The sequence below is a fragment of the Aquitalea sp. LB_tupeE genome (genome assembly GCF_013391415.1).
Lineage (GTDB): Bacteria > Pseudomonadota > Gammaproteobacteria > Burkholderiales > Chromobacteriaceae > Aquitalea.
On record NZ_JACAXB010000007.1, the window covers coordinates 71,049 to 86,534 of the forward strand.

General features: G+C 59.1%; 13 protein-coding genes. 9 read left to right on the forward strand and 4 right to left on the reverse strand.

The genetic code is table 11. The annotated features are described in order from the left end of the window. Window positions 1-311: 311 nt before the first annotated feature. The 3 genes from HWX34_RS01725 to HWX34_RS01735 are packed head-to-tail and all read right to left on the reverse strand — an operon-like array spanning window position 312 to window position 3,211. Window positions 312-1,772 carry a YdiU family protein gene (locus HWX34_RS01725; RefSeq protein WP_178970707.1) on the reverse strand — a complete coding sequence of 487 codons (1,461 nt, stop codon included), beginning with the start codon at window positions 1,770-1,772 and terminating at the stop codon, window positions 312-314. A gap of 46 nt (window positions 1,773-1,818) precedes the next feature. After that, a complete protein-coding gene (locus HWX34_RS01730) occupies window positions 1,819-2,286 on the reverse strand; it encodes a hypothetical protein (RefSeq protein ID WP_178970708.1) in 468 nt (155 codons plus the stop codon). Window positions 2,287-2,314: 28 nt separating this feature from the next. Further along, entirely contained in the window at window positions 2,315-3,211 is an 897-nt protein-coding gene (locus tag HWX34_RS01735) for a LysR family transcriptional regulator (RefSeq protein WP_178970709.1), read from the reverse strand. A gap of 315 nt (window positions 3,212-3,526) precedes the next feature. On the opposite strand from HWX34_RS01735, the gene HWX34_RS01740 reads away from it, so the two are divergent. The 3 genes from HWX34_RS01740 (at window position 3,527) to acs (ending at window position 7,545) form a co-directional block, all read left to right on the forward strand. Then, window positions 3,527-3,838, forward strand: a complete 312-nt coding sequence (locus HWX34_RS01740) for a DUF485 domain-containing protein (protein WP_045847092.1) — start codon at window positions 3,527-3,529, stop codon at window positions 3,836-3,838. Then, window positions 3,835-5,514 carry a cation acetate symporter gene (locus HWX34_RS01745; RefSeq protein WP_178970710.1) on the forward strand — a complete coding sequence of 560 codons (1,680 nt, stop codon included), beginning with the start codon at window positions 3,835-3,837 and terminating at the stop codon, window positions 5,512-5,514. The genes HWX34_RS01740 and HWX34_RS01745 overlap by 4 nt, the downstream gene beginning before the upstream one ends. Before the next feature lie 66 nt (window positions 5,515-5,580). Next, window positions 5,581-7,545 (forward strand): acetate--CoA ligase, encoded by a 1,965-nt coding sequence (acs, locus tag HWX34_RS01750; RefSeq protein ID WP_178970711.1) that lies wholly within the window; start codon window positions 5,581-5,583, stop codon window positions 7,543-7,545. 214 nt (window positions 7,546-7,759) lie between these two features. Here acs and HWX34_RS01755 read toward each other — a convergent pair whose 3' ends face one another. Next, window positions 7,760-8,677 (reverse strand): bestrophin family protein, encoded by a 918-nt coding sequence (locus HWX34_RS01755; RefSeq protein WP_178970712.1) that lies wholly within the window; start codon window positions 8,675-8,677, stop codon window positions 7,760-7,762. A gap of 122 nt (window positions 8,678-8,799) precedes the next feature. On the opposite strand from HWX34_RS01755, the gene HWX34_RS01760 reads away from it, so the two are divergent. From HWX34_RS01760 to HWX34_RS01785, 6 genes are all read left to right on the forward strand, one after another. After that, window positions 8,800-9,555, forward strand: a complete 756-nt coding sequence (locus HWX34_RS01760) for an ABC transporter substrate-binding protein (RefSeq protein WP_178970713.1) — start codon at window positions 8,800-8,802, stop codon at window positions 9,553-9,555. A gap of 112 nt (window positions 9,556-9,667) precedes the next feature. After that, entirely contained in the window at window positions 9,668-11,512 is a 1,845-nt protein-coding gene (locus tag HWX34_RS01765) for a DUF294 nucleotidyltransferase-like domain-containing protein (RefSeq protein ID WP_178970714.1), read from the forward strand. A 96-nt stretch (window positions 11,513-11,608) separates the two neighbouring features. After that, window positions 11,609-12,160, forward strand: a complete 552-nt coding sequence (locus tag HWX34_RS01770) for a hypothetical protein (protein WP_178970715.1) — start codon at window positions 11,609-11,611, stop codon at window positions 12,158-12,160. Continuing rightward, window positions 12,157-12,732, forward strand: coding sequence for an electron transport complex subunit RsxB (gene rsxB, locus HWX34_RS01775; protein ID WP_178970716.1), 576 nt, complete (start codon window positions 12,157-12,159; stop codon window positions 12,730-12,732). Before HWX34_RS01770 ends, rsxB begins: the two co-directional genes overlap by 4 nt. After that, the gene (locus tag HWX34_RS01780) at window positions 12,729-14,702 is read left to right on the forward strand and encodes a 4Fe-4S dicluster domain-containing protein (RefSeq protein ID WP_178970717.1); all 1,974 of its coding nucleotides are present in this window, start codon (window positions 12,729-12,731) and stop codon (window positions 14,700-14,702) included. The genes rsxB and HWX34_RS01780 overlap by 4 nt, the downstream gene beginning before the upstream one ends. Continuing rightward, the gene (locus tag HWX34_RS01785) at window positions 14,699-15,475 is read left to right on the forward strand and encodes an RnfABCDGE type electron transport complex subunit D (RefSeq protein ID WP_178970718.1); all 777 of its coding nucleotides are present in this window, start codon (window positions 14,699-14,701) and stop codon (window positions 15,473-15,475) included. Before HWX34_RS01780 ends, HWX34_RS01785 begins: the two co-directional genes overlap by 4 nt. The last annotated feature ends 11 nt before the right edge of the window (window positions 15,476-15,486 follow it).

Below are 15,486 nucleotides of genomic sequence, written 5' to 3' on the forward strand. Positions count from 1 at the left end.
ATGAAATTATATATTTTTATATTTTCGCAACAGGAAATATCAAAATATTTATTAGGATTTTTTTGATATTTCCCATATCTGGGGAGTGACTATTGGGATCGATAGCTTGTGGTGTGAATTGACGGTCTGGCATGTGTGCCATGCCAAACAAGCCAATCAGAACATACAGGAGGAGACTAGACGCCCTGTTACCTGCAAGCATCAGGAAAAGAGCTAGTAACAGGGCGCGAATGAAGGAACAAAGAAAAAGGAGAGACGGCAAAGAATGGTACTACAGCCGCAAACAGCAAGATGAAATAGCGAATTCCGGTTTAACTGGAGCAGCTAACACTGATTTCCTGTGCCCAGGCTGGTGGTTCTGCGGCCAAGTCCTGATAGTGTGCTTGTTCATCGAACGGGCGTTGCAAGCAGTCATGCAGGCGGGCAATCAGAGAGAAATCGTCCTGCTGGGCGGCTTGTATTGCTTGTTCGGCCAGATAATTGCGCAAAATGTATTTGGGATTGACGGCCAGCATGGCAGGCCTGCGCTCGGCTGCCGGCCTGCTTTCCAGCTGCAAACGTGCAGCATAACGCGCAGCCCAGGCATCAAACAGGCTGCGGTCCAGGAACAGATCCCGCAACTGCGCATTGTCTTCACCGGGGACGAAATCCGCCAACCGGCGGAAAAACACGGTGTAATCCGTCCGGTGTGCATGCATGGCCAGCAATAATGCCTCCACCAGTTCTTCATCCTCCTCCTGCAAGGTAGCGAGGCCCAGCTTGCTGCGCATCAGGCTCATCCAGCACTGTGCATACTGCTCCCGATAAGCAGACAAGGCCGCCAGCAGGGCTTCCTCATCCACCAGCGGCAGAAAGGCCGATGCCAGGCAGTGCAGATTCCACAAGCCTACTTGTGGTTGCTGGTTGTAGGCATAGCGTCCGGAATGATCGCTGTGATTACAGACATGTGCGGCATTAAAACCATCCATGAAGCCAAATGGGCCGTAGTCCAGCGTCAGCCCCAGCACTGACATATTGTCGGTATTCATCACGCCGTGGCAGAAGCCGACCGCCTGCCATTGTGCAATCAGGCGTGCCGTCCGGCCGACAATTTCACTGAATAATGCCGCGTAGGGCTGCGCTTGTTCCGCACAGTCCGGGAAGTGATGATGGATGAGGAAGTCAGCCAGAATTCGGATTTCGTCATGCTGACCACGGTGATAGAACACTTCGAAACTACCGAAGCGAATAAAGCTTTCCGCCAGTCGGGTCAACACTGCTGCGGTTTCGACTTGTTCGCGGTAAACCGGGTCGGGCGAGCCCACCATGGCCAATGCGCGGGTAGTGGGTATGCCCAGGCCATGCATGGCTTCGCTGCACAGGTACTCGCGGATGGTGGATCGCAATACGGCACGACCATCGCCCATCCGTGAAAAGGGGGTAAGGCCGGCCCCCTTGAGCTGCCACTCCCAGCGCTGACCGTGTATGTCGGTGGTATCGCCCAGCAGTAGCGCCCGGCCATCCCCCAGTTGCGGTACAAATACACCAAACTGATGCCCGGCATACACTGCAGCCAGTGGCTGCATGCCATCTGCCAGCCGGTTGCCTGACAACAGTGCCATTGCGGCAGGTGCAGTCAGTGTTTCGGCTTGGATTCCAAACTGTAGGCAGAGGGGGGTATTGGCCGCCACAAGATGCGGCTGGCTAAGTGGCTGGGGCTGTACCGCACGATGAAATACGGATGGCAGCTGCAGAAAACGTTGACCAAAAGTCAGGGAAGTGAGTGCTTGCATGGCCCGATTCTAGTCGCGACTCGGGCGGATAAACACCTGATTAATATCAGGGTTTTTGGCGACGCAATACCCGACGCATGTCCCGGGCGGCGTTAAGCGAGGCCGAGGAAAAACTGGTGGCGGCAAAGTGGCCTACCTGGCGGCTCATCTTGCTCACAGCATTGCCTGAACTTTGTCCCAGTTGCAAAGCCTGTTTCATCACGATGAATGAAGGGTGATTGCCTGATTTTTCCAACTGACTGAGCAGCCGCTTGTGCATGTCATTCAGCGACTTTTCGGTTGCCAGCATCAGGTCACGCTGGTTATCCGCATGTGCCTGCATCAGCGACACACTGCCAAGCAAGCTGCTGTCTATGCGATTTTGCAGCTCTCCTTCCGGCAAGGCGGGCCCTTGCAGCCATGCAGCAGCCCAGCTGATACAGGCGTCTTGCTGGGCGTCCAGCAGGCGGCGCTGGCTGAGCTCCATGGTACGCAGATAACGCTCGAAGGCACTGGCAAACCATTCGTAGGCCATGGAGGCTCCTTGATCGGTGAGGCGGGGTTCAATGCGCGGTAGCGGGGCTGAGTTCCCAGACGCGAATCAGTTCGTGCAGCAGCGCTTCCAGTATGGGATCGCCCACCCGGTCAGACGGATAGACGAATTGCAACTCAGCCAGTTTGCGCACACCAGGCACAACCGTCAACCGCCCGGCGGCTTCCCATTCCAGCGCCTCTTCCTCCCGGGCCAGTGCCACGCCGACGCCACAGGCGACAAGTTCCAGAATGGAGGCCAGGTTGTCGCTTTCTGTCACCTTCTTCGGGGAAATATTCAACTCGCGCCACAATTCTGCGGTGATTTTGGACAAGCTGGAAAATTGCGACAGGCCGATCCATGGCAAGCGTCCCAAGTCCTTGTGATTGTGGATGTCAATGCGGTTTTGCCAGTTGTGGGGTATCACGATGCGAAACGGCAAATTGGTCAGCAGAACGGTATTGACATTGACGTAGGGATTTTTGCCCAGATAAAAACCGGCATCCAGTTCCTTTTTGCGCACCAGATTGAGTACCTCGCCGGTCACCCCATGTTGCAAGCGCAGGTCCAGCAGCGGGTACTTTTCCACCAGAGCGGCCACCCACTGTCCCATTTTCAGCGTCGCCGGCGTCAGGGTCAGGCCCACCAGTGCCTTGCCACCGGTCTGCCCTTTCAGGGTTTTGGCGTGATTCAGTATTTCCCGGGCTGAGGCCAGGATGGATTGCGCCTGCGGCAACAGTTCCTGCCCTGCCCGCGTCATGGTCACCCCACCGGCAGTCCGTTCAAACAGCGGCATGCCAACCTCTTCTTCCAGCGCCTTGATCTGTGCGGTCACAGCAGGCTGGGACAAATGCAGCAATTCGGCGGCCTGGGTCAGATGCCCTTGCTGGGCCACGGTGACAAAGGTCCTCAACTGATAGATTTCCATGTACGACCTGTTCTCTCTGCCTGTAGTAAATGAACTACATTTTTCTGTTTGTACGACATGTTCTGCTGCCTCATTTTGGCTTCAATAGCACATCTTCCACAACATTTTCCGGTATTCCCACACAAAAAAACCGCACAAACCACAGGGGAAATGGAGCAAAAATACCATTTTAACTTATTGTTTTTTAATATTTTTTGCAACGCAACATCGACATGACAAATTTTGCTGATCAAAAAAAGCGATTAGCGGTGCCCAGCTTTCGTCCCTTATGTTTCATCCAGCGGTCAGACGATCGTTACGACAAAGGAGGATGCAATGAACGAGGACGTACTCAAGAAAGTACAGTCCAACCCGAAGTTCAAAGAGCTTGTTCACAAGAAGACAAGCCTGGGTTGGCAGCTCAGCATCGTAATGCTGGCCATTTACTATGGCTTCATTCTGATTCTGGCATTTTCACCATCGACGCTGGGAGCTCCGCTCGCCCCCGGCATGACCATGACTGTTGGCATCCCGGTCGGGATCCTGATCATTCTTTCTGCTTTCGTGCTGACCGGCCTGTACGTGCGCAAAGCCAACGGCGAGTTTGACCAGCTCAACCGCGAGATCGTTGAGGAGGCACAACAATGACAAAACGCACTGGCTCTCTCGCTCTGGCAGCCCTGACCCTGTTTCCTGCCCTGGCTTTTGCCTCCGGCGCCATCGAAGGTGATGTGAAGCAACAGGCCACCAACTGGCACGCCATCATCATGTTCGTGGTGTTTGTGGCCTTCACCATGGGCATTACCTACTGGGCAGCACGTCGTACCCGTTCTGCTTCGGATTTCTATACCGCCGGTGGCGGCATCAGCGGTTTCCAGAATGGCCTGGCCATTGCCGGTGACTACATGTCGGCAGCCTCCTTCCTGGGGATTTCCGCCATGGTGTTCGACAAGGGTTATGATGGCCTGATCTACTCCATGGGCTTTCTGGTTGGCTGGCCGGTCATCCTGTTCCTGGTGGCAGAACGTCTGCGTAACCTCGGCAAATACACCTTTGCCGACGTAGCATCCTACCGCCTGCAACAGACCCCGGTACGCTCCTTCGCTGCCACTTCCACCCTGGTTGTGGTGGCCATGTACCTGATTGCCCAGATGGTAGGCGCCGGCAAGCTGATCCAGCTGCTGTTCGGCATGAGCTACTCTTCTGCTGTAGTGATGGTGGGCATCCTGATGGTGTGCTACGTGCTGTTCGGCGGCATGCTGGCTACCACCTGGGTACAGATCATCAAGGCTGTCCTGCTGCTGTGTGGTGCTTCCTTCATGGCCTTCATGGTGCTGTCCACCGTTGGCTTCAGCCCGGAACTGATGTTCGAGAAGGCGGTTGCCGCTCACGCCAAGCACGCTGCCATCATGGCACCGGGCAAGGCTGATCCGGTTGACTCCATCTCGCTGGGTATGGCGCTGATGTTTGGTACTGCCGGCCTGCCACACATCCTGATGCGCTTCTTCACCGTGTCCGATGCCAAGGAAGCCCGCAAGTCGGTGTTCTACGCAACTGGCTTTATCGGCTATTTCTACATCCTGACCTTCATCATCGGTTTTGGCGCAATCATGCTGGTGCTGAACCAGCCGGGCATGATGGAAACCATCACCAAGGATGGCAAGCAAATCACCCAACTGGTTGGTGGCAGCAATATGGCCGCCATTCACCTGGCCAATGCTGTTGGCGGTGACATGTTCCTGGGCTTCATCTCTGCGGTTGCCTTCGCCACCATCCTGGCCGTTGTAGCAGGTCTGGCCCTGTCTGGTGCCTCTGCCGTCTCGCACGATCTGTATGCTTCGGTTATCAAGAAGGGCAAGGCAAACGAAGCTGACGAAATCCGCGTATCCAAGATCACCACCGTGGCACTGGGCGTCATCGCCATCGTGCTGGGCCTGGTGTTCGAGAAGCAGAACATTGCCTTCATGGTGGGTCTGGCCTTCTCCATCGCGGCTTCCGCCAACTTCCCGGTACTGTTCCTGTCCATGTTCTGGAAGGGGCTGACCACCCGCGGCGCAGTGATCGGTGGCTTCATCGGCCTGGCTACCGCAGTGGTGCTGATTGTTCTGGGACCGGCAGTATGGGTGGATGTGATGAAGCACAAAGCCGCTCTGTTCCCGTACAAGAACCCGGCCATCTTCTCCATCACCCTGGCGTTCGTCTCCACTTGGCTGTTCTCGGTGACTGACAACTCCAAGTCTGCGGCAGAAGAAAAGGCCAAGTTCGATGCCCAGTTCGTTCGCTCCATGACCGGCATCGGCGCCTCCGGCGCTTCCAAGCACTAATCGTTACACCTGAGGCCGCATCCTGCGGGATGCGGCTACAGCAAGACAAAACATAAGGAGAAGGTAATGTCCACCCTCGAGTCCATTCTGAAAGAAACCCGCAGCTTTCCGCCGTCTGACGATTTCCGCCACAAGGCCACCGTATCAGGCATGGAGGCCTACAACGCGCTGTGCGAACAGGCTGATGACAGCTACCTGGCTTTCTGGGGGGACCTGGCACGCGAGCTGATCACCTGGAAAAAGCCTTTCTCGCGTGTTCTGGATGACAGCAATGCGCCGTTCTTCAGGTGGTTTGACGATGGTGTACTGAACGTCTCTTACAACTGCCTGGACCGTCACCTGCCGCTGAACGCCAACAAGATCGCCTTGATCTTCGAAGCGGACGATGGCGAAGTGACCCGGGTGACCTATTCCGAACTGCACCGTCGTGTCTGCCAGTTTGCCAATGGCCTGAAGAGCCTGGGCATTGCCAAGGGCGACCGTGTGGTCATTTACATGCCGATGGTGATTGAAGCCATCGTAGCCATGCAGGCCTGCGCCCGTATCGGCGCCATTCACTCCGTGGTATTCGGTGGTTTCTCCGCCGGTGCCGTGCGCGACCGTATCCAGGATGCCGGTGCCAAGCTGGTGATTACTGCCAATGAAGGCCTGCGCGGCGGCAAGACCGTTCCGCTGAAAGCCACCGTGGACGAAGCCCTGGCGCTGGAAGGCTGCGAGTCGGTACAGAACGTGGTGGTTTACCAGCGCACCAATGGTGGCGCACAGTGGACCGAAGGCCGCGACCTGTGGTGGCACAAGCTGGTGGAAGGCCAAGCCGAAGCCTGCGAACCGGAATGGATGCTGGCGGACGACCCGCTGTTTATCCTTTATACATCCGGCTCCACCGGCAAACCCAAAGGCATCCAGCACAGCAGCGCCGGCTATCTGTTGGGCGCCATCAACAGCTTCCGCTGGGCTTTCGACTACAAACCGAATGATGTGTACTGGTGCACCGCCGACGTGGGCTGGATCACCGGTCACTCCTATATCTGCTACGGCCCGCTGGGCATTGGCGCTACCCAGGTGGTGTTCGAGGGCGTGCCGACCTACCCAGACGCCAGCCGCTTCTGGCGCATGATCGAGCAACACAAGGTCAGCATCTTCTACACCGCCCCGACCGCCATCCGTTCGCTGATCAAGCTGGGTAACGATCTGCCCAAGCAGTTCGACCTGTCCAGCTTGCGCCTGTTGGGCACCGTGGGCGAGCCGATCAACCCGGAAGCCTGGATGTGGTACTACGAGGTAGTCGGCGGTGGCCGCTGCCCTATCGTGGACACCTGGTGGCAAACTGAAACCGGCTCGGCCATGATTGCGCCGATTCCGGGTGCGGTGCCCACCAAGCCGGGTTCTTGCACCCTGCCGCTGCCTGGCATCATCGCCGACATCGTGGACGAATCGGGTGCCCAGGTAGAGCCGGGGCGCGGTGGCTTCCTGGTGATCAAGAAGCCCTTCCCGTCCCTGGTGCGCACCATCTGGAACGACCCGGACCGCTTCAAGAAAACCTACTTCCCGGATGAATTCAACGGCCAGTACTATCTGGCTGGCGACTCGGCCAACCGTGACGAAAACGGCTATTTCTGGATCATGGGTCGTATCGACGACGTGCTGAATGTATCCGGCCACCGTCTGGGCACCATGGAAATCGAATCCGCGCTGGTGGCCAATCCGCTGGTGGCCGAAGCTGCCGTGGTGGGCAAGCCGCACGATGTGAAGGGCGAAGCCGTAGTGGCCTTCGTGGTGCTGAAGGGCGCACGCCCGGAAGGGGATGACGCCAAGAAGATTGCTGCCGAACTGAAGAACTGGGTAGCCCACGAAATCGGCAAGATCGCCCAGCCGGACGATATCCGCTTTGGCGAAAACCTGCCCAAGACCCGCTCCGGCAAGATCATGCGCCGTCTGTTGCGCTCGATCGCCAAGGGCGAGGAAATCACCCAGGACGTTTCCACGCTGGAAAACCCGCAGATTCTGGGCCAACTGCAGAATCCGCTGTAAATCAATTCAGGAGCACACTGACCTTGAGCCCGGTGATTTCACCGGGCTTTTTTTTATTGTCCACACCATGCCTCCCGCACTGCCACCGATAGCCCCTGCCATTACTGCAGACGGAGGGCTTAGCCCGGCCTGAGGCTGACATGGCGCAGCTGACAAGAACGTAAGATCCATGAAGAAAAGCACAACGCAGCAGCCGTTTTTTGCTAAGCAGACCCTAGTGCAGGTACACCCCTTGCGGCTTTGGCGCTTCCACCGTCATCGGCAGGCCCTGCATTTCGCGCACGGCGGATTCGATGGTATGGCACAGGGCAGCCAGTGGCAGGTCATTGCCCTCGCGACCGAATGGCTCTTCCAGCTCCTCGCCGATCACTTCCAGCGCCAGGTAGGTATAAGCAATGAAAACCGCAATAGGTGGCGTCAGCCAGCCTATGCTGCTGACCAGCCCCATCGGCAGCAGCAGGCTGTAAATGGTGACCGTGCGATTGAGCAGGACACGGTAGGTATAAGGAATCGGCGTGGTGTCGATGCGCTCGCAACCGCCCAGGATTTCCGACATGGTATCCAGCTTGCGGTCCAGCGCCTGCCATTGCCACTCATTCAGGCAGCCCTCGCGCTGCAACTGCTGCACCAGCTCTCCCAGCCGACGCAAAATGATGGCAGGGGCAAAGCGGGCAGCTTGCACCTCGTCTAGCAGGCCCGGCGTAATCAGGCGCAGCAGGTGCTGGCAATCATCCTCCCGCCGCAGCTGGGCTTTCATCGCATAAGCAAAGGCACAGAGCAGATCAGCCGCTTCGGCAGTCAGCGGATGTTTCGGCACTGCAGACAACAGCAGGCGGGTGATGGAGCGATTGACGATCAGCAGGCCGCCCCATAATTTGCGTGCTTCCCAGAAGCGGTCATAACTGACCGAGTTGCGAAAGCCCAGGAATATGGCCAGCGACACGCCAAGCAAGGTGAAGGTGGGAATGCTGAGCGCAGAATCAGCGTGGGTGCTGAGCCACCAATGGCGAGCACCCGCGGACAGGATGGCAATCAACAACACCAGCAACAGTCGTGGCATGATGCGCGGCAGGACTGAGCCATGCCAGACAAACAGCAAGCGAAACCAGCTCAAGGATGATCGGACAATCATGGAGCAATATCAGTCAATGATGTTAAAGCCGACATGATAAGCCAACGCCATGAATGCTGCAGTGCAAAATCCAACACGCCAATTTCACTTGCCGCCCCAAGAGCAACAACTACAGTAAAGAGATGAAACGCATGCTCCCTGCCTTGTCCATCCCACTGGCGATGCTGTTCCTGGCTTCGCCATGCGCACAGGCAGGCACACTCACCATTGCCTGTGAAGATAATCTGCCACCTTTTTCCAGCGAGGCCGCCGGGCAGCCACACGGCATTGTGGTTGATATCGTGCAGCTGCTTATCCGGCAACTGGGCTTGAATGAAACCGTGCATCTTTATCCGTGGAACCGGGTATTGAGCATGGGCCTGAATCAGCCCAACACCCTGGTATGCGCCATGGCCAGAACGCCGGAGCGGGAAAACCGCTTTCAATGGGTAGGCGAAATCATCCACTCGCCACCGGTATTATTGATGCTGGCCGACAATGGCGGACATATTCCTCACAATGGAAAACTGACTGATTACCAGAACTATGCAATTGGCGTGCTGCATGGCTCGTACCAGGAAAAATACCTGCAAGAACACGGATTCACCCACCTGGAAGCCTTCTCTTCCTACCGGGAAGGCTACGAGATGCTGCGCGCCCGGCGCATCAGACTATGGGCAGCCAACCAGCTGACCGCCTATTCCACCGTGCAGCAAATGCATGAGCAACCCGGCCAGGTGCTGCAAACGGCTTTTGTGTTCAAACAGCTGCCCCAGGGCATGTCCATGGCATTCAGCCAGGGAACAGCACCAGCTACGGTGGAAGCATTTCGCCAGGCACTGGAGGGGATAAAACACGATGGCCGCTACCAGCAGATTCTTAAACAGAACAGTGAATGAACAGACCAGGCATTGGAACGGATAAACAAGCTCCGGCGGATTTCCCCAATATCAGGCAGGTCTGGGCAACTTTATATTGAAACCATCACAGCGCAAGCAGCAGACCACGACCATGCCCACCCCATTCCCGGCAGACTGGCAACCATTGCTGGTGCATGAACCTTTTGCTGTCATGACAGCGGACCAGCTCCGGCTCCTGACCCGTTATGGCAAACGCCAGCATTACCCCCGGGGCAGCAGCTTGCTCAATCCGCAAGCAGGGCTGGCCACGCAGCTGTTCATCGTGCTGGAAGGCCAGGTACTGGCAGAGGATATTTACAGCGGTCAGCCATTTGCCATGCTCAGCCAGGGCGAAATGTTTCCGCTGGGTGCCCTGCTGGCGCAGCGACCGGTCACCAACCACTACCGTGCGGACAGTGACTGCATGGTATTGCTATTGCCGCATGCGGCATTTATCGAATTGTGCCGCAGTGCCCCGGCATTCCAGCAGTTTTGCACCCAGCGGCTGGCCAATCTGTTGTCCCGCGCCAGACAGCAACACCCAGCCGCCCTGGGTGGTCAGGGCCTCAGCCTGCACACCCCGCTGTCCGCAGTCATTCAGCGACCGCCGGTCACCTGCCGGCCGGATACCGCATTACGCCCCTTGCTGGAATTGATGCAGAACGAAGGGGTGGGTTCGGTGGTGATTACCAGTCCGGAACAAAGACTGCTGGGCCTGTTCACCCTGCGCGACTTGCTGGCCGCCCATCTGGCAGGACGGCCGGACGACACCCCGGTGCAACAATTGATGCGCCAGCCCAGCTGCATCCTGCCCCCAACCGCGCTAGCCAGCGAAGCCATGCTGGCGCTGGTGCAAAGCGGTGAACGTCATGTGATGGTATGTGAAGGCAGCACGCTGGTCGGCATTGTGTCCGAACATGACCTGTACCGGCTGTCACGTCTGGACATGAAGGAAATGCTGCAACGGCTCAATCGTTGCGACAGTACTGCCGCCCTGTCCGGCGTGGCTGCCACCTTCCGCCGCCAAGTAGTGGCACTGTTCAGACAGGGCATGGATGCCGACGCCAGCACCCGCTTGCTCAGTCTGTTCAACGACCAGTTGCTGACCCGGCTGTGCCAGCTGCATCTGGCAGAAGCAGGACTGGATGAAGTGGAAATTTGCTGGCTGCAATTTGGCAGCAGCGGTCGGCAGGAAAACACCCTGTCATCCGATCAAGACAGCGGCATCGTGTTTCACAGCAGCAAACCGCTGCTGCAACACCAACTGGCGCTGCAATTGCCAGCCATTGCACAGGGTATATGCTCGGCATTGAGCGCCTGCGGCATACCGCTGTGCCGCAACGGCGTGATGGCAGGCAATCCCAGCCACTGCCTGTCGCTGGATGACTGGAGCGACACCTTTATCAGCCAGTTGATGCAGTCGGACGAGACCGCCGGTCATATCGGCCTGTATCTGGACTTGCGGCCGGTATGGGGCAATAGCGCGCTGGGCCTGGAGCTGGCCAGCCGGCTGCGCCAGCGCGCGGCCAACCGTCAGGTCTTGCAGGCACTCAGCCGTAATGCCCGCCGTTATCAGGCACCACTGGGCTGGAGCGGCCGCTTGCAGACCGATGAAAATGACAAGCTGGACCTGAAAGCCGCACTGGACTTCTTTGTTGACGCCGCCCGCATCATGGCCTTGATGGCAGGCTGTGCCGCCGGACGCACCAGCGAGCGCTTTGCTGCCGCCAGCCAGTTACCCGGCCTTGACAGCAGCGACTGCCAGTCTTTTGCTGACAGCGCCCGCTTCCTGCAGGATTTGCGCCTGCGCCATCAATTGGCTTGTCAGGAAAACGCAGCCGGGCTGGACAGCCTGATCGACCCGCGCCAGCTCAGCACCCTGGACGCCCGCATCCTGAAGGAAACCCTGCGCCAGGCACGCAAACTGCAAGCCTGGCTTGGCCGACAACTCCCGTGAATGCAAACAGCCGGCCAGACACACCGGCAGCAAGGTTGTGAAGCAGGCGCGAAACCCGGATAATTTTGCGGTTTTGCTTTCCGGATACTCTGCGCCATGAATTTCGGGCTTTATTTGCCGCTGTTTGCCCTGCTGGCCTGCTGGCAGCATTGCCAGCGCGCCAGCCAGCGCGCTGCTAGCCTGGCCTGGCCTGCCGCAGCCGCCATGGGACTGGCCGTGCTCATCAGCCAGTTGCTGGGCAATCTCGGTCTGGCGCTGCTGCTGCCCTTGACCGGCCCGACGCAGGGGCTGCCTGCCATCATCATCCTGCAAAGCGCCAGTGCCCTGTTGCTTGCCTGGCTGCTCAAGCACAAGGCAGGCAGCGCCAGCCACACCCTGGGCCTGCGTCCGGGCTGGCTGCTGGCCAACAATCTGTTGCTCAGCCTGCCTGCCTGCTGGCTGCCCCACTCCCCGCTCAGCCTAGGACACAGCATGCAAAGCCTGTTGCTATCTGCCTTGCTAAGTCTGCTGCTGGCTGTATTTGCCTGTTTGCCAACCCGTCTGGCACGTAGCCGCCTGCCTGCCGTACTGCGTGACCTGCCCGCCCTTTGGCTGTGTGCCCTGCTGCTGGCACTGGCCCTGTACAGCCTGGGAGCCCGACTATCATGAATGTTCTTGTCTTTATCGCCTTGCTGCTGCTGGCTGTCTGGCTGCTGCGCCGCGTGATGCAACACAACAAACAGCAGCCGGAGCATAAGGATCCGCGCCCGCTGGCCGAGCGCATTGATGCCATCCTGCCGCAAACCCAGTGTGGTCAGTGTGGCCATGCCGGATGCCAACCCTATGCAGCCGCCCTGGCCAAGGGTGAGGACAGCATCAACCGCTGTCCGCCCGGTGGCGAGGAAGGCATACGCAAACTGGCTGCGCTGCTGCATACCGATTACCTGCCCTTTGCCGCGGATGCCCCGCCCAGCAAACCCAAAGCCGTGGCGCTGATTGATGAAAGCACCTGTATCGGCTGTACGCTCTGCATCCAGGCCTGTCCGGTGGACGCCATTCTGGGTTCGGCCAAGCAGATGCACACGGTGCTGGCAGCCGAATGCACCGGCTGCGAACTCTGCCTCGTTCCCTGTCCGGTGGATTGCATCAGCATGCGCCCGGCCACCAGCAGCCCGAGCGACTGGCGCTGGGGCTACCCGGTGATTGTCATCAAGGCCATCAAGAGCGAGGCCAGACCATGAGGCGTTTTCTCTCCTTGCCTGGCGGGTTCACGCTGCCCTTACCCAGCCGCAAGCATGACAGCCCGCCTGCCAGCGTACTGCCGCTGCCCCCCCGATTGGTATTGGGTCTGCAACAATGCCTGCCTTGCGTACAGCCCGGCCAGCAAGTACTGAAATACCAGCGCCTGGCCGACGCAGACAGTGAATACGGTGTTGCCCTGCATGCCCCGACATCGGGACGCATCATCGCCATCCAGCCGCAGGCACAAGCCTTGCCCGGTGCACCGCTGGCCGACACGCTTATTCTGGAAGCGGATGGCCGGGATGAAGCCCTGCCGCTGCAAGCGGGCGACCCGTCCCGGCTCACCCCGCTCAGCCTGGCCCTGCAACTGCAGGACATGGGAGTAGCAGGCAATCACGGCCCCTTGCTGGCACTGGACTGGGCCATGCAGCAATGTGCGCTGCCCCTGCTCATCATCAATGCGGTAGAGGACGAGCCCTATCTGGCCGCTACCGCCACCCTGCTGGAAGAACAAGCGGAAGCGTTCGTTGCCGCCATTGCCATGCTGGAACAAGTCCTGCGGCCCGCACGCATCGTACTTGCCGTCAGCCAGACCGACAGTAGCGAGGCCCTGCAGGCAGCCGTCAGCCAACACGGCTGGCAGGTCAGCACCATCAATACGCCTTATCCGGCAGGAGATGAAACCACGCTGATCCGCCAGTTGGCCAGCCCGGCAGAAGCAGCACACAGCCTGTGCCTGCCAGCCGATGCCGTGGTAGCCGCAGGTGCCGCCATCCTGCATGGCCAGCCCTGCATCAGCCGCCTTGTTACCCTCGTCGACAAGCTGGATCGGCCCGGCAGCGTGCAGGCACTGCTGGGCACGCCGCTAAGCCATCTATTGAACTTCGCCGGTGCCAAGGCCAATTACGCCATCACCCATGGCGGCGGCTTGCGTGGCTACGCGCTGCCTGCCGATCAGGCAGACGCAATGGGGCTGCACTGGCATAGCCAATGCCTGCAAGCGCGCACGCCTGATACTGCCGGTCAGCAACAGGACTGTATCCGCTGCGGTGATTGCCTGCGCATTTGCCCAAGCAAGCTGCAGCCACAAGAGCTTTACTGGCATTGCCAGCAGGACAATGTGGAAACGGCCAATGCCTGGGGCCTGCAAGACTGCACCCTGTGCGGGCTGTGCGATGCCGTCTGCCCCAGTCAGCTGCCATTGCTGGACTCTTTCCGCCACACTGCCTTGCAGTACCAGAGCACACAGCAACAGCAACAACAGGCCGACCACGCCAGGCAGCGCCATCGCTTCCGCCAGTTCCGGCTGGAGAGGGACAAGCAGGAAAAAGCCCAGCGACTGGCCGCACGTGCTGCCGAACAGGCCGCCAAACGCGAACAAACTGCCACAGCAGCACCGCAGGAAAACAAGCCCACCCCAGCCGCAGCCGACAAACAAGCCGCCATTGCCGCCGCCATGGCCCGTGCTGCCCAGCGCAACAGCCAGCATCTGGAGAAGCAGTCCACCAGCTCGGCGGATGACAGACAAGCAGATGCCCGTGCCGCCGCCATGGCCGCCAGCCGTCAGGCCGCCATTGATGCCGCCATGGCGCGTGCGGCAGCGCGCAAAGCCGCCCAGGATGCCGCCAAAGCAGCCAGCGCCGGCAGTCAGCAAGTCGACACGACAGCTGCATCCGATGACAAACAGGCACTGATTCAGTCCGCCATGCAACGCGCTGCCATGCAAAAAGCAGCACAGGCCAATGCCGCGCCAGCCAACATGGATGCAGACAAGAAAGCCCTGATCGAAGCCGCCATGCAGCGCGCCGCCGCACAAAAAACAGCACAGGCCAATGCCGCGCCAACCAGCATGGATGCAGACAAGAAAGCCCTGATCGAAGCCGCCATGCAGCGCGCCGCCGCACAAAAAGCGGCTCAAGCCGACAAGGCCCACGCCCCGGGCAAGCCAGAGAAACCGGAAAATACATGACATCCACCACCATGCGACTTGCCCCCAGCCTGGCCCGTCGTCAGGGCCTGACCCTGCTCGCCTTGCTGCCCGGCGTGCTGGTCTTGCTGATGCAGCAAGGCAGGCCAGCCCTGATCAACCTGCTGCTGGCGCTGTATAGCAGCCTGCTGACCGACATGACCTGCCAAGCCTCGCGCAAGCAGCCACTGGCCACCAGTTGGCGACAGCCCGATTGCCTGTTAACAGGGCTGATGCTGGCCCTGATGCTACCCATGGCCACCCCGGCGGGCTTGCTGCTGGCCGCCTGCATGATGGCCGTGCTGTGGCGGCATCTGTTTGGCGGAACCGCCCACGGTCCGTTTCATCCGGTCCTGGTCAGCCTGTTGATGCTGTCACCCTGGCTGGCAAGCCCCCTCCCCGCCCAAAACATAGCGCTGAGTCTGGCCTTGCTGGCCGGTGGCGTATGGCTGCTCTGGCGGCGGCTGAATGCCTGGCAGGTGCCCGCGGGATTCTGTCTGGTATTGCTGGTAAGCCTGCCACTAGGCACCGGTTGGCTATTGCTACAGCCGGCATTGTGGCTGCTGCTTGGCTGGGTGATGACGGATGGCAACAGCACCCCCATCACGCCACGGGGCAGGCTTATTCATGGTCAGGCAGCCGGTCTGCTCTGTGTCAGTTTTGCCGCCCTGACACACAAGGCGGATATCACCCCGCTACTGGCAGCCATCCTGTTGCTGATGAGTGCCGCAGCACCGCTGGTGGACCAACTGCTGCAACCGCGCCAGCGCACGTAGAAACCACAGTG